Below are 23,479 nucleotides of genomic sequence, written 5' to 3' on the forward strand. Positions count from 1 at the left end.
TTCGGTGCGGAGGGACAGGCTAGATCAGTTCAGTCAGGGTATCGCTGAGCCGGACGAGTTCATGGTCGTGCGAGGCAACCAGCACTGCGATGCCATCGGACGTGGTGTCCTTCAGGATGCTGATAATGCGGTTCGCGGAAGCTCGGTCGAGGCTCGCCGTGGGTTCGTCCACGACGAGGACCCTGGTGCCCAGAATCAGTGCCCGGGCAATCGCGACGCGCTGGCGTTCACCGCCGGACAGCTGGGCGGGGCGGTGCCGCATGCGGCGGCCCAGGCCCACCAGATCCAGCAGGTCCTTGGCCATGTCCCGGCGCTGGTCCACTTCGCCGTCGGGAACCGCCGGCAACAGCACGTTCTCCAGGGCGCTCATCCCGTCGATCAGGGCACCGCCCTGGTCCACATAGCCGATGAGTGCCCGACGGCGGTCGGCGATTTCGTCGTCGCCCATGCTTTCGAGGGAGTCGCCTTCCCAGAAGACGCGGCCCGACGTCGGCAGGGTCAGTCCGGCGCTGACTGTCAGGATGCTGGTCTTGCCTGAGCCACTTCGGCCGGCGACGCAGTGCATCTCACCCGCGTGCAGCGTCAGGTCGAAGCCTTCCACCACGCTGACGGCTTCCGCCCCGCCTTTGCCGCCCCCGTAGCGGATGGTGATGTCGCTCAGTTCCAGCGGGGTCCCGTGGTCAGCGGCCTTGACGATGGTATTGGCGCGCGTCTGCAGGGGGACGTCGCCGGAGCCGGACCGGCGGCTCCGCTGGACATTCGTCGGGTTTGTCATTGGACCACTTTCGTTGCAATCGGTATCCAGCAAAGTACAGCCACGAGCCCGGCCACGCCTGCCCACAGGGCGGCGTAGGGGGCCAGCAGCAGGCCGATGCCGAGGGCGCCCAGCACGCCCAGCGGCAGGGCCACGGTTCCCACCAGCGCATTCTCGAACAACCGGACCTGGCGGAGCATGTCCGGGTTCCAGCCCATGGCTTCGAGGATGCCAAGGTACTGGCGCTTGGCATTGAGTTCAAACCGCCCGGTGACGAGGGTGAGCACCAGTCCCACCACCACGCCGGAGAGCGCCAGGAGGATGCTCGGCAGGGCAACGCTGGCAGCCGCGAGGCCGCTCAGTGCGCTGGCGCCGGCCGCACGGGGGATGTCGATCAGCAGCGCGATCAGCCCGCCCACGGCGGCGCCGAAGACGCCGACAGCAACAGCCAGGGACAGCGTGTTGAACTTGTTGGTGCCGAGCTGACGGTTCGCGAAGGTCAGCGGCGAGTCCACCGGGATGAGCCTTTCGTCATGCTGCGGCTCCTGGTCGATGACATCGCGGTGGCGGAGCTGCTGGGCGGCAAAGAAGGCCGCTGCGGCGTACAGCACCAGGACGGAAACGGACACCAGGGCGGTGGCGAGGCTCCAGCTCACAAGGCTCAGGACGAGGCCGGCAACGGCAAGCAGGACCGCGCCCACCCCGAATTCCTCCAGGACCCAGCTGCGGATCCGGCGCTGGGTCCACCCCATGGCGCGGAGGGTTCCGGCTTCGGAGCGCCGTTTACGGATGTAGCTCACGGTGGAGGCACCCGTCAGGAGTGCAGCCCCGCACAGCGTCAGGAAGAGCAGCGTGATGTTGGTACCGGAGAGGGACCCGGTCACGGCGTCGGCAGCGTTCTGCCGGACCCAGGACTGCTGGACCGTGCCCAGGGCCGACTCCTTGCCGGCGTCGTCCTTGGAGTAGCCGGGAACGAAGATGCTGGCGTCTTCACGGGCGGAGCCGGCCACGATAGTGGCTTCCAGGCCCATGTTCCGGATCTCGGCGGCCAGCTTTTCAACCTCCGGCTGGGCCTCCTTCCAGCTTCCGGGTGCGTCAGCGCGGACACGGACGGCATCGATTACTGCCGCGTTTTGCGTGTAGCCGCGGGCGGCAGCGAGGCCGTAGTAATCGGTGATGGCGCCGGCGGACTGGCTGGCAAGCCCGGTGGCGCTCAGGGAAGGCTTAAGCTCGGCGGCCGGAACGTCCTTGCCCTCGGCGTCCTTGACCAGGCTGAACGGGGTGGGGTCGTAGCCGCCAAGGGGCAGCCTGTTGACGTCACCGGCCGCCTTCGCCACCGCGGAGGGGTCGAAGGTGCCGTACACCATGGCCAGCGGAGCCGAGACCTTATTCGCGCCGGTCTCCAGGTTTTCGCGGTAGGACCGCTCGTCCACGGGTTCGCGCTGGGTCTGGTCCACCGGGGTGCCGTTGGCGCTCTTTTCGGGCAGCCGGTTCACGGTAACCCATTCGCCGGGCACTGCAGCCTTGTCCACTGCGCCGTTGGCTGCTGTTTTGCCGTCGGTGTACTGCGGGGCCGCAGCGAAAGCGGTACTCCACTGGGCGGGCGTGTAGAGCCCCTGGTTGAAGTTGCCGGTGGCGCCGAGGAGAGATGTGTGGTCCGTGGATCCTGGCCAGGAGAGGACGAAGGGGTCCTTGGAGACGAACGGCAGGTAGTCCTGGCCCAAGGACCTGGAGACTGTTCCGACGTCCTTGACCACCTTGCCGGCGCCGTCGATTTCTTCGATCTTGACGTTGTACTTCAGGTCCAGTGATGTGCCCGAGCGGACCACCAGGGGTATGGCCTGGGAGTCTGCGGTGAGCTGGCCGGTGCGCTTGGCCTGCTGGTACTGGGTCATCAGAGGTGCCCAGTACTTGAGCTTCACGCCGAGGAAGTCAGGTCCTTCCTTCAGCTGGTCCAGGCCGATGCCGTTGGTGAAAAGGCCTTCCAGGTACCGTCCGACGGCGCCGGCGTTGCGGGCGTCGGCTGGCGGGGCCTTTTCCAGCGGGGCAAGGAAATCCCCGGAAGATCCCAGCAGGGCGCGTTCGGCGGCAGGATCAACGGCGACCACTGACTCCGTGACTTCCGGGGCAAGGGGCAGTGACACGGACAGGTTGAAGAGGTTGTGCTCTGAACCGCCCGCCGGTGCCGCGAACTTGATGCCCGTTTCGCCTTCGGGGGCGGCGATGCGGATGCTGCTTCCCCCGGCGGCCTGCTGCTCGACGAGCTTGGCTTTGCCGAGGGTGCCTTCGGCGGTGGACTTGAACAGCGTCTGCTCGGAAACACCGTCGGAACTGACGGCGCTGGCCGTGAGCCGGTATTTCTTCGCTTGATCGCTCAACACGGACTCTGCCGCGGGCCACTGGGCCGGAGCGGTGGCACCTGCGGCCTGGTCCGCCGTCGCGGTACCTGCCAGCCCGGCGTTGTAGCCGAGGTAATCCATGGCGTCCAGCCGCGGGGCCTCGAGGTTCTGGGTCACGCGGGACACCAGGCTGATGGGCGCTGCCACGGACGTGCCGGACAGCTTCCGGATGGCGTCCAGCTGCTCGAAGCTGATGCCCCCGGTGCCGTTGGCGATCTCGGGCTGCAGCATGCTACCCGAGGGCGCCTTGGCCTGGACCAGGACGTCATAGAGGCCCCGTGAATTTTCATTCACGGTCCGGCTGAGAGCCGCCTGCGACTGACTTTGGACGACGACCGACAAGCACATGGCTGCGATCAGGATGGCCGCGGTCAACAGCAGCACCCTGCTTCTGATGAACCTCTGGACGGCGTTCATTGAACTCCCTGAAACCTGGATTGCGTGCGCACATTCGAATCCGCGTGCGGCGGACATGGACGATCACGGACGGATGTGCAAAAGGTATTGGCCGGCCTGCCGGCATGGTCCCGAACCAGGACCCAGCCATTGTAAGCAGACCGGCCAATCATACGTGGCCCCGCCCGGACGCGCCGAGCGGAGGCCGACGCTACGGCGTTTCCCCCACCTGGGTTAGTCCTCCAGGTCCACTTCCCGGACCATCTCGGCACCGATGCCGGCCTTGATGGCATCCAGGACCTGCTGTGGCACGGAGCTGTCGATGGTCAGCAGCGCGAGGACCTGGCCGCCCTGGTCGTGACGTGCCACCTGCATGCCGGCGATGTTGATGTTGTTCATGCCCAGGATGTGGCCGATGGTGCCGATCACGCCGGGACGGTCGGTGTACGCAACCACAACGAGGTGCTCGCTGATGGGGATTTCAACTTCGAAGCCGTTGATGCCCACCAGCTTTTCGATCTGCTTGGGTCCGGTCAGGGTGCCGGCCACGGAGATCTGGCTGCCGTCGCTGAGGGCCCCGCGCAGGGTCAGGACGTTGCGGTAGGACTCGGTCTCCGGGGTGGTGATCAGGCGGACGTTGATGCCTCGCTGCTCGGCGATAACCGGGGCGTTGACGTAGGAGACCTGTTCGGTCACCACGTCGGCGAAGATTCCCTTCAGTGCTGCGAGCTCCAGGACCTTGACGTCCAGGGAGGAAATCTCGCCGGCCACCTCTACGTCGAACTGCGTCAGGGAGTCGTGGGTGAGGGCGGTGAAGATCCGGCCCAGCTTCTCGATCAGCGGGATGCCCGGGCGGACGTCCGGCGCGATGACGCCGCCGGCGACGTTGACGGCGTCGGGAACCAGCTCGCCGGCCAGTGCGAGGCGGACGGACTTGGCCACGGACACGCCGGCCTTTTCCTGGGCTTCGTCCGTGGAGGCACCCAGGTGGGGCGTGACCACAACGTTGTCCAGCTTGAAGAACGGCAGGTCGGTGCTGGGCTCCTTGGAGAAGACGTCCACGCCGGCGCCGGCGATTTCGCCGTCCTGCAAGGCAGCGAAGAGGGCTTCCTCATCCACGAGGCCGCCGCGTGCCACGTTGACGACGTAAGCGGTCTCCTTCATCTTCTTGAAAGCGTCCGCGCCCAGCATGCCCACTGTCTCGGGGGTCTTGGGCATGTGGATGGTGATGAAGTCGGACTGGGCCAGGAGCTCGTCCAGGGTGACCAGCTGCACGCCGAGCTGCGCTGCCCGGGCGGAGGTGATGTAGGGATCGTAGGCAAGGATCTTGGTGTCGAAGCCCTTCAGGCGGGCTGCCACCAGGGCGCCGATGCGGCCGAGGCCGATGATGCCGATCTTCTTTTCGAACAGTTCGATGCCCGTGTACTTGGAGCGCTTCCACTCGCCGTCCTTGAGGGCGGCACTGGCCTGCGGGATGTGGCGGGCCAGGCTCAGGATGTGGCCCACGGTGAGCTCGGCAGCGGAAACGATGTTGGACGTGGGGGCGTTGACCACCATGACGCCGGCCTGGGTGGCGGCCTTGATGTCCACGTTGTCCAGGCCCACGCCGGCGCGGGCGATGACCTTGAGGTTCTTCGCCGCGGCGATGGCCTCGGCGTCCACCTGGGTAGCCGACCGGACCAGGATCGCGTCAACGTCGCCGATGGCAGAGAGCAGCTGGGAGCGGTCAGCGCCGTCGGTCTGGCGGATGTCGAAGTCCGGGCCGAGGGCCTCAATGGTGGCGGGGGAAAGTTCTTCGGCGAGCAGTACTACGGGTTTTGACACGGCTGATCCTCTGCGTTGCAGTCCTGGGGATGGAACAAGTCTAGGCCGACGGAAAGGCCGGGCTCACATTGTTAAGTGTGAACCCGGCCTCACTGCTGCCTTTATAGCGGCGCCTGACGGGCTGCCTTAGCGCGCGGCGGAACCTTCAACGTAGTCCACGTCCTGCTGCTGCCAGGAGAAGAGCGAACGGAGCTCGCGGCCAACAGCCTCGATGGGGTGCTGCTCGGCCTTGGCGCGCAGTTCCTTGAACTCTGCACCGCCGTTGTCCTGGTCTTCGATGAAGCGCTTGGCAAAGGCGCCGGACTGGATGTCGGCGAGGACAGCCTTCATGTTTTCCTTCACCTCGGGGGTGATGACGCGCGGGCCGGAGACGTAGTCGCCGTACTCAGCGGTGTCGGAAACGCTCCAGCGCTGCTTGGCGATGCCGCCCTCCCACATGAGGTCAACGATGAGCTTGAGCTCGTGGAGTACCTCGAAGTAGGCGATCTGCGGCTGGTAGCCGGCTTCGGTGAGGGTTTCGAAGCCGTACTGGACCAGCTGGGACACGCCGCCGCAGAGGACGGACTGCTCGCCGAAGAGGTCGGTTTCGGTCTCTTCGGTGAAAGTGGTCTTGATGACGCCGGCGCGGGTGCCGCCGATGGCCTTGGAGTAGGACTTGGCCAGATCCCAGGCGGAGCCGGTAGCATCCTGCTCGACGGCGATGATGTCCGGGATGCCGCGGCCGGCCTCGAACTCGCGGCGAACGGTGTGGCCGGGTGCCTTCGGAGCGATCAGGATGACGTCAACGCCCTCCGGTGCCTGGATGTAGCCGAAGCGGATGTTGAAGCCGTGCGCAAAGGCAAGGGCCTTGCCGGGCTTCAGCTTGTCCTTGATGGAGTCGTTGTAGATCGAGCGCTGGTGCTGGTCCGGTGCCAGGATCATGATGACGTCGGCCCACTCGGCGGCGTCGGCGACGTTCTTGACCGTGAAGCCTGCGTCTTTGGCCTTGGCGGCGGACTTGGAGCCGTCCTTCAGGGCAATAACAACCTCGACGCCGGAATCGCGCAGGTTCAGCGCGTGGGCGTGGCCCTGGGAGCCGTAGCCAACAATGGCAACCTTGCGGCCCTGGATGATCGACAGGTCGGCGTCGTCGTCGTAAAACATTTCAGTCACTTGCGTAACTCCTCTTGAGTGGATTGTAGATATTTCTGTGGTGGTGCGGTTACGGGCGTCGCGCCCTGCCGGGCAGTGCCCGGCAGGTTCCTACGCGGAGCGCAACGCCCTGTCACTCATGGAGCGGGATCCCCGTCCAACGGCCAGGGTGCCGGACTGCACAATTTCGCGGATGCCGAAGGGCTCCAGCACTGAGAGCAGTGCCGTGAGCTTTTCGGGGTGGCCGGTTGCTTCAATGACGACGGAATCGGTGGAGACGTCGACCACTGAGGCGCGGAACAGGTCTGCAGCCTGGGTCACCTGCAGACGTGTTGCGGCATCCGCACGTACTTTGACCAGGATGTGGTCACGCTGTACGGAAGATTCGGAGGTCAGCTCAACAATTTTGATGACGTTGATCAGCTTGTTGAGCTGCTTGGTGACCTGCTCGATGAGGTCGCCGTCGGCGTCGACCACCACGGTCATCCGGGAAATGCCCGGGACTTCGGTGGGGCCGACGGCCAGGGAGTTGATGTTGAAGGCGCGGCGGGCGAAGAGGCTTGCGACGCGGGTCAGGACGCCGGGCTTGTCTTCAACCAGGACGGAGAGTGTGTGGCGGCTCATGGTCAGTCCTCTTCTTCCCATTCCGGGGTCATGTTGCGGGCAACCTGGATCTGGTCGTTGCTCACGCCGGCGGGCACCATTGGCCACACCATGGAGTTGGGGCTCACCACGAAGTCGATGACCACGGGGCGGTCATTGATTTCCAGCGCCTTCTGGATGGTGGCGTCAATGTCCTCGTCGCGTTCGCAGCGGAACGAGGCGCAGCCATAGGCCTCCCCCAGCTTGACGAAGTCCGGGATGCGGACGGTGTCGTGGCCGGTGTTGAGGTCGGTATTGGAGTAGCGGCCCTCGTAGAAGAGGGTCTGCCACTGGCGCACCATGCCCAGCGAAGAGTTGTTGATGACGGCAACCTTGATGGGGATTTTGTTGATGGCGCAGGTGGCCAGTTCCTGGTTGGTCATCTGGAAGCAGCCGTCGCCGTCGATGGCCCAGACCACACGGTCCGGCTCCCCCACCTTGGCGCCCATGGCGGCCGGGACTGCGTAGCCCATGGTGCCGGCTCCGCCCGAGTTGAGCCAGGCGTGCGGACGCTCGTACTTGATGAACTGCGCGGCCCACATCTGGTGCTGGCCGACGCCCGCCACGTAGATGCCTTCGGGTCCGGTCAGCGCACCGATGCGCTCGATGACCTTTTGCGGCGCAGTCAGTCCGTCGTCCGGCTCGGTCCAGCCCAGCGGGTAGGTTTCCTTCAGGTTGTTAAGGAATGCCCACCAGGTGGTGAGGTCCGGCGTGCCGGCGGCCTCGAACTGGGTACGGACCGCCTCCGTGAGTTCGGGAATGATTTCCTTCACCGATCCCACAATCGGGACATCGGCGGTGCGGTTCTTGGAGATTTCGGCCGGGTCGATGTCCGCGTGGATGACCTTCGCGTGGGGTGCGAAGGTCTTCAGCACACCGGTGACGCGGTCATCGAACCGCGCGCCGAGGGTGATCAGGAGGTCGGACTGCTGCAGCGCGGTAACGGCCGAGACAGTGCCGTGCATGCCGGGCATGCCCATGTGCTGCGGATGGGAATCCGGGAACGAGCCCTTGGCCATCAGCGTGGTCACCACCGGGGCGCCAGTGGCCTCGGCGAGGGCCAGCAGCTCGGCAGAGGCATGGGCCTTGACCACACCGCCGCCCACGTAGAGCACGGGTTTGCGGGCTGCGGCGATCAGCTTGGCAGCCTCGCGCACCTGCTTGTTGTGTCCGCGGGTGACGGGACGGTAGCCGGGAAGGTCCACCCGGGGCGGCCAGGAGAAGGTCATCTGGCCAACCTGGGCGTCCTTGGCAACGTCCACCAGGACCGGGCCGGGGCGTCCGGTGGATGCCAGGTGGAACGCTTCGGCCATGACGTGCGGGATGTCGTTGGGATCGGTCACCAGGAAGGAGTGCTTGGTGATGGGCATCGTGATGCCCACGATGTCCGCTTCCTGGAAGGCGTCGGTGCCAATGACGCCGCTGGACACCTGGCCGGTGATGGCCACCAGCGGCACGGAGTCCATGTGGGCATCCATGATGGCGGTAACGAGGTTGGTGGCGCCGGGGCCTGAGGTGGCGATACAGACGCCCACCCGCCCGGTCACCATGGCGTAGCCTTGCGCGGCGTGGCCGGCTCCCTGTTCGTGACGGACCAGGACGTGGTTCATGCTGGAGGCCATCAAGGGGTCATAGGTGGGCAGGATCGCGCCACCGGGCAAACCGAAAATATCGTCGACGCCGAGTTCTTCGAGCGAGCGGACAATAGCTTGCGAGCCGGTCATCACCGTGGGGGGTACAACGTTGTTCGGCCCGAGGACAGGAGAGGCGGCAGCAAGGTCGGCGACGACGACGGCGTGCTCAGCCGTGCGGTCGGCGCGTTCCGGAGCCTTGGTGGCTCCAGCGGACTTAGTAGCCATCAGCGAGGGGCTGATCGGCGATCCTTTGCTCATCGGACTCTTCCTTGTGGATCATCTGTGGTTCTTGGAAACTGCGGGAAATAAAAAAACCCCTCAGCCTGGCGGCTCTTCGAGGGGTTTGCGCGTGACGGTTCGTTACCAGGGCTAATGTGCCACGCGCTTGGTAAGGACGACGACGGTGCCGGCGGTAACGAAAGTCATGAGTTCAGTGTTCCCTCTGGGCAAGATACGTGTCAACGAGGCGTTGCACGATCTCACCATGTGGACGTCATTGTCCACTTATTGATCCCTCCGCTGGAGGGATCAAACCTACAGCTAATCACCCCCACCCGGAAGGGCTTAATAAGGGTGATGCCGAGGGGCCCCTTGTGTGAGGCGCTCAGCGCCTCACACAAGGGGAAGGTATCACCCGCAGTATGCGCCTGTTGAGGCGCTGTGCACCAGTTTGGCGTACTTGGCGAGGACACCCTTGGTATACCTGGCCGGCAGCGGCTCCCAGCCCACCTTGCGGGTTTCGAGCTCGGCTTCGTCCACCAGGAGGTCGAAGCTGCGGGCCGCGATGTCCACGCGGATCCGGTCGCCGTCCTGCACGAACGCGATGGGGCCGCCGTCGACCGCTTCCGGGGCAACGTGGCCGATGCACAGGCCGGTGGTGCCGCCGGAGAACCGGCCGTCGGTGAGGAGGAGGACGTCCTTGCCCAGGCCCGCACCCTTGATGGCGCCGGTGATGGCGAGCATTTCGCGCATACCCGGCCCGCCCTTGGGGCCTTCATAGCGGATGACCACAACGTCGCCGGCATGGATCCGGCCCTTGTCCAGGGCGTCGAGGGCGCCCTGTTCACGTTCGAAGACGCGGGCAGTGCCTTCAAAGACGTCAGCGTCAAAGCCCGCGCTCTTCACCACTGCGCCTTCGGGGGCCATGGTGCCGTGCAGGATGGTAATGCCGCCGGTCTTGTGGATGGGGTTGTCCAGCGCGCGCAGGATCTTGCCGTCCAGGTCCGGCGGGTTGATCGCCGCGAGGTTCTCGGCAACGGTCTTGCCGGTGACAGTGAGGCAGTCGCCGTGCAGCAGCCCGGCGTCGAGCAGTGCGCGCATGATGACCGGCACGCCGCCGATCTTGTCGACGTCGGTCATCACGTAACGGCCGAAGGGCTTGAGGTCACCCAGGTGCGGGATCCTGTCGCCGATGCGGTTGAAGTCGTCAAGGGTGAGTTCAACTTCGGCCTCGCGGGCGATGGCCAGCAGGTGCAGGACGGCGTTGGTGGAGCCGCCGAAGGCCATGGTGACAGCGATGGCGTTCTCGAAGGCCTTCTTGGTCATGATGTCGCGGGCGGTGATTCCCTGGCGGAGCAGGTTGACCACCGCTTCCCCGGACTTGCGGGCGAATTCATCACGACGGCGGTCTGCCGAGGGCGGGGCAGCGGAGCCGGGCAGTGACATGCCGAGCGCCTCGCCGATGCAGGCCATGGTGTTGGCCGTGTACATGCCGCCGCAGGCGCCTTCGCCCGGACAGATGGCCTTTTCGATCCGGGTCAGGTCTTCCATGCTCATCTTGCCTGCGGCGCAGGCTCCGACAGCTTCGAAAGCGTCAATGAGGGTGACTTCCTTTTCGGAGCCGTCCTCGAGCTTGACCCAGCCGGGCATGATGGAGCCGGCGTAGAGGAAAACGCTGGACAGGTCCAGGCGGGCTGCAGCCATCAGCATGCCCGGGAGGGACTTGTCACAGCCGGCCAGCAGGACCGAACCGTCAATGCGCTCGGCCTGCATCACGGTTTCCACGGAGTCGGCAATAACTTCGCGGGAAACCAGTGAGAAGTGCATGCCTTCGTGGCCCATGGAGATGCCGTCCGAAACGGAGATGGTGCCGAACTGCATGGGGAACCCGCCGCCTGCGTGGACGCCTTCTTTGGCGCCCTGGGCAAGCCGGTTCAGTGAAAGGTTGCACGGGGTGATTTCGTTCCAGGAGCTGGCGACACCCACCTGGGGCTTGGCGAAGTCGTCATCGCCCATGCCGACCGCGCGGAACATGCCCCGCGCGGGGGCGGCGTGGATGCCGTCCGTTACTACCCGGCTGCGCGGTTTGATGTCAGGCTTGTTGTCGGTTCCCGTCAGGGTGTCCTCACTCATAGGGGAAAGTCTATGGCTCCGCGGAACGGCGCAACGACAGACCGACGTCCTTTAAGCGCAAAAACGGGAAATTTCTGACCAGATGATGGACTGCCGTCTCGAATGATGAGATCACCCGCTGCTCGCGGCTTGGTCTTTTGTGGTTTGGATCACCTTCCGCTGGATGTGTCTGACGGAGGTCATCCCGCCCTCACTGCCCCTCACCTGGACGGGCCACGTACTGCCCCGCGAAAAAGGACGTCCCTGCAGGTCAAAGTGCTGGACAGCACTGTGGACCCGACGTAGCGTCGGGCAAAGGAGCTTGCCAAACCGACTGAAGGGATTGCCATGGAAGCTGTCTTCTTGATCATTCTGCTCGTTGTGCTGGCGGGCGTTGTCTGGTGGCGGCTGAACGCCAAAAAGTCCGCTGCTGCGCGCGAGGCCGGCGGGCAGGCCGAAAGGACCCGCGCCGACGGCGGTACCCGGACTGACGGTGCACTTTCCGGCGGCAGCGCCGCAGCTTCCGCCGAAGCTGCGGGCACCTCCGGTATAGCCGGTGCAGCAGGATTCGGGCGCCCGGCAGAACCTGCAGCCCCCACCACCGCCGACGAGCCGGCCGGGACTGCCGCCCGGGCCCATGACGTTCCCGCCGCCGGGACACAGCGCAGCGGTGCGGGGTCCTCCTCAGTGGGTACCGCAGCCGCCGCTGACAGCGGGCGAGACTCCGGGAGCTCGGAAGGCTCCGGAAGCGTGCAAGGCGCCGACCGGGAAGAACGGCGGATCCAGGATCAGGCTGAATGGGAAACCCAGTGGTCGGAGGCTTCAGGTTCAGCCCCGGCCCATGAAGGCGAGGCTTCACGGCAAAGCGCGGCCCACCGGGAAGCAACGGCCCAGCGGGAAGGGGCAGCGGCGACGACGCCAGTCCCGCCCGCGCAAAGCGGGTCCGGTGCAGTGCCTTCCGAAACCGGAGAGGATACCGCCGGCGCCTCGCAGCCCGTTCACCACACCGAGTACACCGCGCCCCACGCCCCTACCCTCCCCGGGGCCGAAACGGCCGCAGTGGAAGAGCCAGGGGACACAGGTATCGCAGGCGCCGCCGAAGCCGGCAACGCAACGGCTTCTTCCGGCGGTGCCGGCACCGGCCTCCCCGGCGACGCCGCCGCAACGGAAACGCAGGATCGGACGCAATCTTCCGCACTGGTGGAAACCGGCTCTGACCATATGCAGGACCAGCCCGCGGCTATGCCTTCGACAGGAACGGAACCAGCGGGGCACCTGGCGGCGGAAGAGCCCTACGGTATGGGCTCGGCGTCGGCTGCCTCTGACGGAAGCGGGCCCGCGGATTACACCGTCAAGGCCGACGCCGGCGCCATGGTGTACTACGAGGAGGGACACCCCGAGTATGAGCAGACCAGGGCCGATGTGTGGTTCGAATCGCCTGCCCATGCCGAAGCTGCGGGCTTCAGGGCGCCGCGGCGGAGGCGCATCTAGCACCGCTCGTGCCGCATCGCGGGGGCAGGCTGGTGCGGGCGCGCTGGCTGCGGCCGTCTGCCTCGCGCTGCTCCTGGCGTCCTGCACAGGAAAGCCCGATGGCACGCCCACGGGAAGCAGCCCCTCGCTGAGTAGCACAACCAGTGCCGATCCGGCCCCGGGAACACCGCAGCGCCTGGATCTGCAGCTGGAAATCCCCTGGGCCGCAGTGTTCCTGCCGGACGGAACAGCGGTGATCTCGGAGCGCGACACCGCCCTTCTCAAAGCCGTCCGTGGGGGCGAAGCCAGGGAACTGGGTAGAGTTCCGGGCGTGGTTCCGGGAGGGGAAGGCGGCCTGCTGGGGCTTGCGGTGTCCCCCGCTTTCGCAACCGACCGCTATCTTTATGCCTACTTCACCTCCGGGTCGGACAACAGGATTGCCCGCCTTCGCCTGGCGGCGGCCAGTGACGGCACGCTCTCCCTCGGGGAACCGGAAGTGATCTTCACAGGGATTCCGAAGGCCTCCACCCATAACGGGGGCAGGATCCGTTTCGGACCGGACGGGCTGCTGTATGCAGGGACCGGCGATTCCCAGCGCAGGGACCAGCCGCAGGATCCGGAGGCGCTGGGCGGGAAGATCCTTCGCCTGACACCCGACGGCGATCCGGCCCCGGGCAATCCGTTCGGCAATGCTGTTTACAGCCTGGGACACAGGAACGTCCAGGGGTTGGCCTGGGACAGTGAGGGGCGGTTGTGGGCCAGCGAGTTCGGGCCGGACGTGGATGACGAACTGAACCTGGTTGTGCCCGGCGGCAACTACGGGTGGCCTGCCGTCACCGGCGCTCCCCACCGCTCCGGGTTCCAGGACGCAAAAGTCGTATGGCCGGCAACGAGTGAATCCTCACCCAGCGGACTGGAAATTGTGGGCTCAACGGCGTACCTGGGTGCACTACGCGGCGAGCGGATGTGGACAGTGCCCTTGGCCGGAGAGGAAGCCGGCACGCCTGTGGGCTACTTCACACGCGAATTCGGACGGATCCGGGATGTGGTCCACACTCCGGAGGGCGGTTTTTGGTTGCTGACAAACAACGAAAACCCCGACTTTGTGCTGGTTTTGCCCCCTCCGGACTGACCGGGGCCAGGCGGCCAGCGCCGATTTCACATGCACCAAAAGTTCGTGTAGAGTTTCATGTCGTTGCGGAGATCAACGGGGAAAGAAAAAGCCCCAAACGATTGAAACAAAAGATGCACCTCTAGCTCAATTGGCAGAGCAATTGACTCTTAATCAATGGGTTCCGGGTTCAAGTCCCGGGGGGTGCACCACTGGGAAAACAGCCTCCGGCTTGCGGAAACGCAAACCGGAGGCTGTTTTGTTGTGCCGGAGCCCCGGCTGATTCACAGGGCAGGCTTAAGTCTCAAAGAACTTGGCACAGCGCCCCGTCCAACCTTGCAGAATTACCGAGGAACGCTCCATCACCTCCTGCATCAAATCGGCAAACGCTCCATCACCTCCTGCATCAAATCGGCGAAGGCTCCGTACTTTTTATGTTTCCCCGGGAAAACCCTCCTGCACCCAGGCTCGCGGCAGCACCGCCGTCGAACCCCGCCCGGGACGTGATGAGGCGTCCGGCGGGAAAGGCGCAGGACGTGATGAGGCGTCCGGCGGGAAGGCGCAGGACGTGATGGGGCGTCGCGCGAAATGGTGCGGGAGGTGATGGGGCGTTGCGCGTAAAGCCGCGGAAGGTGATGGCGCGTCGCCGGAAGGTCATGAACGAAAAAAATAAAGCGTGACCCCAGCCTGCTAGGGCTGTGATCACGCCGGGCGCCGGCAATGCCGGCGGAAGCGGGACGGCCTCTACGGGGTCAGGGACGGGTTTTCGATAAGTGCTTGGGCAGTGGACGATCCGAACTGGCTCGCAAGCTCGCGGACCACTGCCTTGAGTTCCTGCCGGAGGACGTCGGGGTCGATGGTGGCCGCTGCCAGGACTGTACGTTCCATCTCGACGGCGGCGGCGACGGCTTCCTTGCCCCTCTCGGTGAGGGACACCACGTGGCTGCGGCGGTCAGAGGTGCTGCGAACCCTGGCGATGTGGCCGTGGGCCTCCAGGCGGCTAAGGGTTTTGCCCATGGTCTGGGCCTGGACCCGCACGTATTGGGCAAGCTGGGCCTGAGTCATGGGGCCCTGCGCGTTGAGGACCTCGATGGCAATAACACCGGCATGGGTGAGACCGATAGCGCCGAGTTTTTCATTCCAGGAGTGTTCTACGAGGCGCGCAGCAGTGGACAAGAGGCGCCCTGTGGGCCATTGATCCATATCAGGCATAGCAGCAAGTATAGCCAAGTGTCGATTAGCAGTGCTCCGGCCTGCTTACTAGGCTGTTGTGTCCCGCCTGCAATAAGGAGAAAAACATTGGCTGACAGACTCGTAACAGGTGACGACGCACCACACTTCACCCTGAAGGATTCGTCCGGCAAGGACGTTAGCCTGGCACCGCGCCCCGGGCGCCATACCATCGTGTACTTCTATCCGGCTGCCTCAACCCCCGGCTGCACCAAGGAAGCCTGCGATTTCCGCGACAGCCTGGCCTCCCTGCAATCGGCAGGCTATGACGTACTGGGCATCTCCCCGGATCCGGTGCAGAAGCTTGCCGCCTTCGCTGCAAACGAAACCCTCACCTTTCCGCTGCTCTCGGACCAGGACCATGCAGTGGCGGACGCTTACGGCGCGTGGGGAGAAAAGAAGAACTACGGCAAGACCTACGAGGGCCTGATCCGCTCGACCATTGTGGTTGACCCTGACGGAAAGGTGGCGCTGGCGCAGTACAACGTGCGGGCCACCGGACATGTGGCCAAGCTGCGCCGTGACCTGAAGCTGGACGCCTGACCCTGCCGCCGCTGACGCAGCTCACGCCTGCGCGACGCTACAATAAAAACTGGCATCCGCCGTCGTACGTTTCCGGCCCTGGTTCAGGCGCTTGAACATCCGGCGCGGGCAGCCAAGCGCGAGTGGTGAAATTGGCAGACACGCAGGATTTAGGTTCCTGTGCCTTCGGGCGTGGGGGTTCAAGTCCCCCCTTGCGCACTGAACGAAAAAGATCCCCCGGCCTATGTGACCAGTTCACGGGCCGGGGGATCTTTTTGTTTCCCGGCCGTACATAGGGCTCGGCGGCCACCAACGCGGCCCCGGCGTGCAAAGAATTCCCGGGAATCACGGACGCGCCGAAAAAGACCTTGAAGTTGACCCATCCATGTTTCTGCAGCAGCCGAATACCCAGTGAGACACCAGCCAACGGCAGGTGCCCACCAGCCAGAAGCAATCAGCGCCGCGGACATCCCGTTCACGGACAGGTAAACATGTTCAACCCAAGGAGAACCAAAATGCAGACCATCAAGCGCACCACTTTCAGCGTCGCAGGCGTTGCAGCTGCAGCTCTGCTCAGCCTGACCGCCTGCGGCGGCACGGCCGGCACTTCAAGCTCCTCCGCACCGGCCGCCGCGCCGTCATCCTCGGCTTCGGCAAAGGCCTCCACGATGGCCCCGTCCCCCTCAGCCAGCACCTCAGCGGGCAGCATGGATCCCGCCGCCAACCTGGTCGGCACCGGCTGCGCCGCCTACGCCAAGCAGGTCCCCACGGGCGCAGGTTCCGTGGAAGGCATGGCCCTGGACCCCGTTGCCGTAGCAGCATCCAACAACCCCATCCTGACCACCCTCACGGCAGCCGTTTCCGGCAAGCTGAACCCGAAGGTGGACCTGGTGGACACCCTCAACGGTGATGAATTCACCGTCTTCGCACCGGTTGACGACGCCTTTGCCAAGATCGATCCGGCAACCATCGAAACCTTGAAGACCGATGACGCCCTCCTGAGCAAGATCCTGACCTACCACGTGGTTCCCGGCCAGATCACTCCCGACAAGATCGCCGGCACCCACGCCACGGTCCAGGGCGGTTCCGTCACGGTCACAGGCAGCGGTGACACCCTCAAGGTGGACAACGCCAACGTGATCTGCGGCGGCGTCAAGACCAAGAACGCGACGGTCTACCTCATCGATTCGGTCCTGATGCCGAAGTAATCCAGGCAGACAATGAACCCGGGCTGTAGCAGTAATCCCGGGTGTGCGGCCCGGGGCCCGTTCCACAAAGGGACGCGCCCCGGGCCTTTTAACGTACGGGGGCGAGGTTGCGGCTCCGCCTCCAAAAGGCTCGCGCCTGCGGGCCGCCGGAAAGCGCAGCAGGAGGTCAACTAGACTGGGTCCCGGCCCGCAACCGGCGGCGCCGGCAAGATCCCGAGGTGGTAAACGAGTGCCCAGCAGTCCATCCCGGCGGACGGTCCTCACGACCGGTGCCGCCCTCCTGGCGTTGAGCGTCACCTCGTGCACCGCGGTTCCGGCCCCCTCGCCCTCATCCACCTCCCCTGCCCCCAGCACGACGGCGGAGCCCACCGCCACCTTCAACTTCGGCACAGCAGTCCAGCCGCTGGGCCTTGACCCGGCGCTGTCCGGCGATGTGGAGTCCCAGCGGATCACCCGGCAGATCCTCGAGGGACTGGTGGGGGTGGACCAGACCACCGGGAAACCCACCCCGCTGCTGGCCACCGAGTGGAGCGAATCCAACGAAGGCCGCTCCTACACGTTCAAGCTGCGCAGCGGTGTGACGTTCCACGACGGCACACCGTTCAACGCCGATGCGGTCTGCAGCAACTTCAACCGGTGGTTCGCGTTCACGGAGGACCTCCGCCGGCAGGCTCCCGGTAGTTCGTTTAAGGGCGTGTTCAAGGCGCACTCGGACCACCCGGAGCTGTCCATCTTCAAGAGCTGCACCGCCCTGGCCGCCGATACTGTGCGGATCGACTTGACCCAGCGTTTTACCGCATTCCTGCAGGCACTGACACTGCCTGCCTTCGCCATCGCCTCCCCTGCAGCGCTTGCCTCAGGAAAGGCAGACGTGCTGGACCAAAACCGCGGCGGCCAGGCGATGTCCGCCTTCGGCACCAATCCGGTGGGCACCGGCCCTTTCACCCTGAAGTCCTGGGACGAAGGCAGCGTCAGCCTGGCCAGCAACGCGGCGTACTGGGGAGACCGCGGCCAGATCGCCACTATCAACTTCGTTGCATACAACCACCCCCAGGCCCGTCTCCAGGCCCTGCTGGACGGAAAGATCGACGGCTACGACGCCGTGACCGTGGGCAACTTTGACCAGCTGGTGAAGCGCGGCAAGCAGATTGTGCAGCGCGACCCGTTCTCGGTGATGTACTTGGGGCTCAACCAGGAAATCCCGGTCCTGCAGAACCAGAAGGTCCGCCAGGCCATCGAGCTGGCGATCGATAAAGAAACCCTGATCCGCAAGTTCTTCATCGACAACACTGCCGTGGCCACCCAGTTCGTCCCGCCGAAGATCAGCGGCTTCAACAACGACGCCCCCGCGCTGGGGCACGATCCCGCCAAGGCCAAGGAATATCTCAAAGAGGCCGCCTACGCAGGTGAGGAGCTGAGGTTCTACTATCCCCTGAACGTCACCCGGCCCTACCTCCCCACCCCTGAGAAGGTCTACGCCGAAATCAGCCGGCAGCTCACCGCCGTGGGCTTCAACGTCAAGCCCGTCCCCGTGGACTGGTCCGAGGGGTATCTGCAAAAGGTGCAGTCCCCCGGGGACCACGCACTCCACCTGTTGGGCTGGAACGGCTCCTACTCCGATGCCGACAATTTCGTCGGCCCCCTTTTCGGCGAGAAGAACGGCGAGTTCGGCTACCAGGACGCGCAGGTCTTCTCCAAGATCAACAGGGCACGCGGGATGCCGGAGGGACAGGCGCGGGATGAGCAATATCACACCATCAATGCCCAGATCGCGGCCACTGTTCCCGCGGTCCCCGTCGCTTTCCCCATCTCGGCCCTGGCCCTTTCAGACCGGGTGGTCAGCTATCCAGCATCGCCTGTCTTAAATGAAGTTTTCACCAAAGTACAACTGAAGCCTTGACGGGCCAGCCCAATTTCAGTAGTAGGGCCGCCCGGGGATATTCTGTGACAGCCAGAGCCGCTGCAATCGGAGACTGATCGTGACCTTCATTTCCAAGACCCCACATGCCGACGTCGTCCTGATTGGCGGCGGCATCATGAGCGCCACACTGGGGGCATTCATCAAGCAGTTGGAGCCGGACTGGACCATCTCCATGTTCGAGCGGCTGGACGAGCCGGGGCTGGAAAGCTCGGATCCGTGGAACAACGCCGGAACCGGCCACGCCGCCCTCTGTGAACTCAACTACTCCCCCGCAGCCAAAGACGGCTCGGTGGATCCCACCAAGGCATTGCTCATAAACGAGCAGTTCCAGCTTTCCCGCCAGTTCTGGTCCCACCTTGTGGACCAGTCCCTGATCGGTTCGCCCAAGCGCTTCATCAACACCGTGCCGCACATGAGCTTTGTGATCGGCGAGGAGAACACGCGGTTCCTGAGGACCCGCTATGAGGCCCTCAAGCCGCACCCGCTGTTCCGCAGCATGGAGTACTCCGAGGACCACGGCCAGATCGGCAAGTGGGCTCCGCTGATCGTGAAGGGCCGGGATCCGAAGCAGCGGATCGCAGCCACCCGGGCCGCGGAGGGCACCGACGTGGACTTCGGGGCACTCACACGTGAGTTGACCACGTACCTGGGGAACAACGGCGTCGAAATCAACTACGGCCACGATGTCACCGGGATCTCCAGGGCGTCCGACGGCGGCTGGAACCTTTCGCTGAAGTACCCCAAGTCAGGCGAACACGGCAAGATCCATGCGAAGTTTGTCTTTGTGGGCGCCGGCGGCGGCGCCCTCCATCTCCTCCAGGCTTCCGGCATTCCGGAAAGCAAGGGCTACGGCGGTTTCCCGGTCTCCGGGCAGTTCTTCCGCTGCACGGACGAGACCCTCGCCGCGCAGCACAGCGCCAAGGTTTACGGCCAGGCTTCCGTGGGTGCGCCGCCCATGTCCGTGCCCCACCTGGACACCCGGTACGTCAACGGCAAGCGTTCCCTGCTGTTCGGCCCGTACGCCGGCTTCTCCACCAACTTCCTGAAGAACGGCTCCTACCTGGACCTGCCGCTGTCCATCAGGCCAAGCAACATCATCCCCATGCTGGCCGTTGCCAAGGACAACATGGACCTCACCGCGTACCTGGTCAAGGAAGTGGCCAAAAAGCATGGTGACAAGGTGGAAGCGCTGCGCGAGTACTACCCGGAAGCCAAAGCCGGCGACTGGGAACTGATTACGGCCGGCCAGCGTGTACAGATCATCAAGAAAGACCCGCAGAAGGGCGGCGTGCTTCAGTTCGGCACTGAAGTCATTGCCGGCCGTGACGGTTCCATCGGCGCACTCCTGGGTGCTTCGCCCGGAGCCTCCACGGCAGTGCCCATCATGATCGAACTGCTCCGGAAGGCCTTCCCGAAGAACTTCAAGGGCTGGCAGTCCAGGCTCAAGGACATGATGCCCGGCTACGGCGTCAAGCTCGATGACAACCCTGAACTCGCCGCGCAGCTTGAAAAGGCAACGGCGAACTCCCTCCAGCTGGAGAGCGTTACCGCCAGCCACTGACCCTGCCGGGGTCGGTGGCTGGCTGCCCGGTCCGCAACAGTCAGCACAACCCCACAGGAGACCATGCGATGTTCCGGTTGGCACAACTTTCACTGGCAAACCGGGCACTGATCGCACTGATCACCGTCTTCGCTTCCGTGTTCGGCGTGATCACCATGTCGTCGCTGAAGCAGGAGCTCATCCCGTCGATCGAGTTTCCCCAGATCACGGTGCTGACCGCCATGCCCGGCGCCTCCCCGGAGGTGGTGGACAAGCAGGTGAGCGGTCCGCTGGAGACCGCATTGAACGGCGTGGAGGGGCTGGAATCCACCTCCTCCACGTCGCGCAACGGCGTCTCCCAGATCACGATGGTCTTCACCTACGGTTCCAACCTTGACCGTGCCCGGAACCAGATTGACCGGGCCATCTCCAATGCCAAGCGGAACCTGCCGGAGGACGTCCAGCCGCAGGCCATTGCCGGGAGCATCAGCGACTTCCCCATCGTTTTCCTGGCGGTCTCCTCGGACAAGAGCCTCAGCGAGCTCAACGCCGACCTGCAGCGCCTGAGCGTCCCCCGGCTGCAGAAGATCGACGGCGTCCGGGGCGCCGATGTGACCGGCGGCGCCACCCAGCACATCGAGATCCTTCCCCGCGCCGATGCAATGGCGGCCTCCGGTGCCACCATCACGTCCATCCGCGATGCACTGGGGAACAACGGCGCCCTCCTCCCGGCGGGCACGCTCGAGGAGCAGGGAAAGACGCTGTCCCTGCAGATCGGCAGCCCGGTGGACTCCCTGGATGCGGTCAAGGCGCTGCCGCTGGCAGGAGCGAAGAACGCCGCCACCATCGGCGCCGTGGCCGACGTCTCCATCAAGGACGACGCACGCACCTCCATCACGCGCACCAACGGTGCGGAAACCCTTGCCGTCTCCGTCACCAAGAAGCCTGAAGGGGACACCGTGGGCATCTCGCACACCGTGCGGGACACCTTGGACGAGCTCGAAGCCGAACTGGGCTCCAATGCCAAGTTCACGCCGGTCTTCGATCAGGCCCCCTTCATCGAAAAGTCCATCAAGGACCTCACCACCGAGGGCCTGCTGGGCCTGGGCTTCGCCGTGGCGGTCATCCTGGTTTTCCTGATGTCCGCCCGGTCCACGCTGGTGACGGCCGTGTCCATCCCGCTCTCGCTCCTGATCACCTTTATCGGCCTGTCAGCCACGGGCTACTCGCTGAACATCCTCACCCTCGGCGCGCTCACCATCGCGATCGGCCGGGTGGTGGACGACTCGATCGTGGTCATCGAAAACATCAAGCGGCACCTCAGCTACGGCGAGGACAAGGTGACTGCCATCCTCACGGCCATCCGGGAGGTGGCCGGCGCCATCACCGCTTCCACGCTGACCACCGTGGCAGTCTTCCTGCCCATTGCGTTTGTGGGCGAACTCGCGGGTGAACTGTTCAGGCCGTTTGCCCTCACCGTCACCATGGCGCTGCTGGCGTCGCTGCTGGTCTCGCTGACCATCGTTCCCGTCCTTGCCTACTGGTTCCTGCGGAATCCCCGCCTCACCCCGGGCAGCGAGGCAGCGCGCCGGAATGCCGATGAGGCGCGGGCCAAGGCCCAGGAAGCGGAACAGCGCAGCAGGCTCCAGCGCGGGTACCTTCCCATCCTCACCAAGACCCAGAAGCATCCCGTGGTCACCCTGGTCGCCGCCGCCCTTGTGCTTGGCGGCACCGCGGCGATGGCTCCCCTGCTGGCCACCAACCTGCTGGGCAACTCAGGCCAGAACAGCCTGACCGTGCGGCAGGTGCTGCCTGCCGGCACCAGCCTGGCGGACACCAGCGCCGCCGCCATCCGCCTCGAGGAGGTCCTGCGCGGGATCGACGGCGTCCGGGACGTCCAGGTAACGTCCGGGAACGCACAGGCCGGGTTTGCCGCGATCACCTCCACCGGGTCCTCCAACTCCACCTTCACCGTAGTGACCGATGAAAAGGCGGACCAGGCCCAACTGCAGGAGACCGTGCGGTCAGAACTGGCGGAGGTGCCTGATTCCGGAAAGGTATCCGTGGGCACCCAGCAGGGTGGCTTTGGAACGTCCTCCACAGTGGACATCACCATCAAGGCCGCCACCTCCGCGGACCTGAAGACTGCCAGCGACGCCATGGTCGAGGCCATGACCGGAGTCCCCGGCACCAGCGAAGTGGCCACCAACCTCGCCGCCAGCCAGCCAGTGGTGCAGGTGAAAGTGGACCGCGCCAAAGCCGTCGCGGCAGGGCTCAACGAAGAACAGGTGGCGGGCGTCCTCGCCTCGACCATCAGCCCCGTCCCGGCCGGAACCGTGCGGATCGATACCAACGACTTCCCGGTCCAGATCGGCAAGGGCACCAGGTTCACCAGCATCGACGCCGTCCGCAGCATTCCGCTGCCCGGGGCCGGCAGCGCCCTTACGCTCGGCAGTATCGCCGCAGTGGAGCAGGTGGACGTGCCGGTATCCATCACCGCCAGCAATGGCCAGCGCACCGCCCGCGTGTCCGTGACGCCGTCGGGATCCAACCTGGGCGCCGTCAACACGGAAGTCCAGAAGCGCCTGGCCGGTGTCCAGCTGCCGGCCGGGGTCACCGCCGAAATCGGCGGTGCCACCACCCAGCAGCAGGAGTCCTTCGAGCAGCTTGGGCTCGCCCTGCTGGCGGCGATCGCCATTGTCTACGTGATTATGGTGGCCACTTTCAAATCCCTCATCCAGCCACTGATCCTGCTGGTCTCGGTGCCGTTCGCGGCCACCGGCGCCGTGGCCCTGCTCCTGGTGACCGGTGTCCCGCTGGGCCTGCCGTCACTGATCGGCATGCTGATGCTGGTGGGGATCGTGGTCACGAACGCCATTGTGCTGATCGACCTCATTAACCAGTACCGGCAGCCGCGCGACGGCCGGCCGGGTATGAACGTGGCCGATGCAATCACCCACGGCGCCCGCCAACGGCTCCGCCCCATCCTGATGACCGCCCTGGCCACGGTGTTCGCCCTTACCCCAATGGCGCTGGGCCTTACGGGCGGCGGCGGGTTCATTTCGCAGCCCCTGGCCGTGGTGGTCATCGGCGGCCTCGTCTCCTCGACTGCCCTGACCCTGGTCCTGGTCCCCGTGCTCTACCGCCTGGTGGAGGGGCGCCGTGAGAAGAAGGCCCTGCTCCGGGAACTGCAGGCGCGCCCGGAATTCGGCGCCGGCGCCGACGTCGACGAGGAGTTCCGCGACTGGACCACGGGAATGGTTCCCAAGGTCAGCGGACGGCGGGCAGCACCGGGAAGTCCCGAGTAAAACAGCGGAATATTTTCTGCGTGGCAGCGTTGTATCCGGCGATAGATGCAAATGCATC

At 65.0% G+C, this 23,479-nt stretch carries 15 protein-coding genes and 2 tRNA genes; 9 read left to right on the forward strand and 8 right to left on the reverse strand.

Annotation, left to right across the window (positions count from 1 at the left end):
• Window positions 1–19: 19 nt before the first annotated feature.
• The 7 genes from QFZ36_RS04335 to ilvD form a co-directional block, all read right to left on the reverse strand.
• Window positions 20–775: an ABC transporter ATP-binding protein gene (locus QFZ36_RS04335; protein WP_306634214.1), complete on the reverse strand. Its 756-nt coding sequence runs from the start codon at window positions 773–775 to the stop codon at window positions 20–22.
• The gene (locus QFZ36_RS04340; RefSeq protein ID WP_306634215.1) at window positions 772–3,570 is read right to left on the reverse strand and encodes an ABC transporter permease; all 2,799 of its coding nucleotides are present in this window, start codon (window positions 3,568–3,570) and stop codon (window positions 772–774) included. The genes QFZ36_RS04335 and QFZ36_RS04340 overlap by 4 nt, the downstream gene beginning before the upstream one ends.
• A gap of 213 nt (window positions 3,571–3,783) precedes the next feature.
• Complete coding sequence (gene serA, locus QFZ36_RS04345) at window positions 3,784–5,373, reverse strand: phosphoglycerate dehydrogenase (RefSeq protein ID WP_306634216.1); 1,590 nt, start codon at window positions 5,371–5,373, stop codon at window positions 3,784–3,786.
• Window positions 5,374–5,499: 126 nt separating this feature from the next.
• Entirely contained in the window at window positions 5,500–6,525 is a 1,026-nt protein-coding gene (gene ilvC, locus QFZ36_RS04350) for a ketol-acid reductoisomerase (protein ID WP_306634217.1), read from the reverse strand.
• Window positions 6,526–6,615: 90 nt separating this feature from the next.
• Window positions 6,616–7,128, reverse strand: coding sequence for an acetolactate synthase small subunit (gene ilvN, locus QFZ36_RS04355; RefSeq protein WP_050054685.1), 513 nt, complete (start codon window positions 7,126–7,128; stop codon window positions 6,616–6,618).
• 2 nt (window positions 7,129–7,130) lie between these two features.
• On the reverse strand, window positions 7,131–9,038 hold the full coding sequence (locus QFZ36_RS04360) for an acetolactate synthase large subunit (RefSeq protein WP_306634218.1): 1,908 nt from the start codon (window positions 9,036–9,038) through the stop codon (window positions 7,131–7,133).
• Window positions 9,039–9,410: 372 nt separating this feature from the next.
• Window positions 9,411–11,132 carry a dihydroxy-acid dehydratase gene (gene ilvD, locus QFZ36_RS04365; RefSeq protein ID WP_306634219.1) on the reverse strand — a complete coding sequence of 574 codons (1,722 nt, stop codon included), beginning with the start codon at window positions 11,130–11,132 and terminating at the stop codon, window positions 9,411–9,413.
• A 327-nt stretch (window positions 11,133–11,459) separates the two neighbouring features.
• On the opposite strand from ilvD, the gene QFZ36_RS04370 reads away from it, so the two are divergent.
• The 3 genes from QFZ36_RS04370 (at window position 11,460) to QFZ36_RS04380 (ending at window position 13,904) form a co-directional block, all read left to right on the forward strand.
• Window positions 11,460–12,602, forward strand: coding sequence for a sunset domain-containing protein (locus QFZ36_RS04370; RefSeq protein WP_306634221.1), 1,143 nt, complete (start codon window positions 11,460–11,462; stop codon window positions 12,600–12,602).
• Window positions 12,556–13,713, forward strand: a complete 1,158-nt coding sequence (locus QFZ36_RS04375) for a PQQ-dependent sugar dehydrogenase (protein WP_306634222.1) — start codon at window positions 12,556–12,558, stop codon at window positions 13,711–13,713. The genes QFZ36_RS04370 and QFZ36_RS04375 overlap by 47 nt, the downstream gene beginning before the upstream one ends.
• Window positions 13,714–13,828: 115 nt before the next feature.
• A tRNA-Lys gene (locus QFZ36_RS04380) sits at window positions 13,829–13,904 on the forward strand.
• Between the two features lie 532 nt (window positions 13,905–14,436).
• On the opposite strand, the gene QFZ36_RS04385 is transcribed toward QFZ36_RS04380, so the two are convergent.
• A complete protein-coding gene (locus QFZ36_RS04385) occupies window positions 14,437–14,895 on the reverse strand; it encodes a MarR family winged helix-turn-helix transcriptional regulator (protein ID WP_306639090.1) in 459 nt (152 codons plus the stop codon).
• Between the two features lie 96 nt (window positions 14,896–14,991).
• Between QFZ36_RS04385 and bcp the strand changes: the two genes are divergently transcribed.
• The 6 genes from bcp to QFZ36_RS04415 all read left to right on the forward strand — a co-directional run bounded on the left by bcp (window position 14,992) and on the right by QFZ36_RS04415 (window position 23,421).
• On the forward strand, window positions 14,992–15,465 hold the full coding sequence (gene bcp, locus QFZ36_RS04390) for a thioredoxin-dependent thiol peroxidase (protein WP_306634224.1): 474 nt from the start codon (window positions 14,992–14,994) through the stop codon (window positions 15,463–15,465).
• 116 nt (window positions 15,466–15,581) lie between these two features.
• Window positions 15,582–15,663, forward strand: a tRNA-Leu gene (locus QFZ36_RS04395).
• Between the two features lie 296 nt (window positions 15,664–15,959).
• Window positions 15,960–16,652 carry a fasciclin domain-containing protein gene (locus tag QFZ36_RS04400; RefSeq protein WP_306634225.1) on the forward strand — a complete coding sequence of 231 codons (693 nt, stop codon included), beginning with the start codon at window positions 15,960–15,962 and terminating at the stop codon, window positions 16,650–16,652.
• A 229-nt stretch (window positions 16,653–16,881) separates the two neighbouring features.
• Entirely contained in the window at window positions 16,882–18,552 is a 1,671-nt protein-coding gene (locus tag QFZ36_RS04405) for an ABC transporter substrate-binding protein (protein ID WP_306634226.1), read from the forward strand.
• Between the two features lie 79 nt (window positions 18,553–18,631).
• Complete coding sequence (locus QFZ36_RS04410) at window positions 18,632–20,134, forward strand: malate:quinone oxidoreductase (protein ID WP_306634227.1); 1,503 nt, start codon at window positions 18,632–18,634, stop codon at window positions 20,132–20,134.
• A 68-nt stretch (window positions 20,135–20,202) separates the two neighbouring features.
• Window positions 20,203–23,421 (forward strand): efflux RND transporter permease subunit, encoded by a 3,219-nt coding sequence (locus QFZ36_RS04415; RefSeq protein ID WP_306634228.1) that lies wholly within the window; start codon window positions 20,203–20,205, stop codon window positions 23,419–23,421.
• Window positions 23,422–23,479 lie beyond the last annotated feature (58 nt).

The sequence above is a fragment of the Pseudarthrobacter siccitolerans genome, from assembly GCF_030823375.1.
GTDB lineage: Bacteria > Actinomycetota > Actinomycetes > Actinomycetales > Micrococcaceae > Arthrobacter > Arthrobacter siccitolerans_A.

Bases quoted from the DNA above. Each gene is read 5' to 3' on its own strand.
- QFZ36_RS04400 (WP_306634225.1), top strand. From the start codon at position 15,960: ATGCAGACCATCAAGCGCACCACTTTCAGCGTCGCAGGCGTTGCAGCT.
- QFZ36_RS04415 (WP_306634228.1), top strand. From the start codon at position 20,203: ATGTTCCGGTTGGCACAACTTTCACTGGCAAACCGGGCACTGATCGCA.
- QFZ36_RS04340 (WP_306634215.1), bottom strand. From the start codon at position 3,570: ATGAACGCCGTCCAGAGGTTCATCAGAAGCAGGGTGCTGCTGTTGACC.
- QFZ36_RS04385 (WP_306639090.1), bottom strand. From the start codon at position 14,895: ATGGATCAATGGCCCACAGGGCGCCTCTTGTCCACTGCTGCGCGCCTC.
- QFZ36_RS04370 (WP_306634221.1), top strand. From the start codon at position 11,460: ATGGAAGCTGTCTTCTTGATCATTCTGCTCGTTGTGCTGGCGGGCGTT.
- QFZ36_RS04375 (WP_306634222.1), top strand. From the start codon at position 12,556: ATGCCGAAGCTGCGGGCTTCAGGGCGCCGCGGCGGAGGCGCATCTAGC.
- QFZ36_RS04360 (WP_306634218.1), bottom strand. From the start codon at position 9,038: ATGAGCAAAGGATCGCCGATCAGCCCCTCGCTGATGGCTACTAAGTCC.
- ilvD (WP_306634219.1), bottom strand. From the start codon at position 11,132: ATGAGTGAGGACACCCTGACGGGAACCGACAACAAGCCTGACATCAAA.
- ilvN (WP_050054685.1), bottom strand. From the start codon at position 7,128: ATGAGCCGCCACACACTCTCCGTCCTGGTTGAAGACAAGCCCGGCGTC.
- QFZ36_RS04335 (WP_306634214.1), bottom strand. From the start codon at position 775: ATGACAAACCCGACGAATGTCCAGCGGAGCCGCCGGTCCGGCTCCGGC.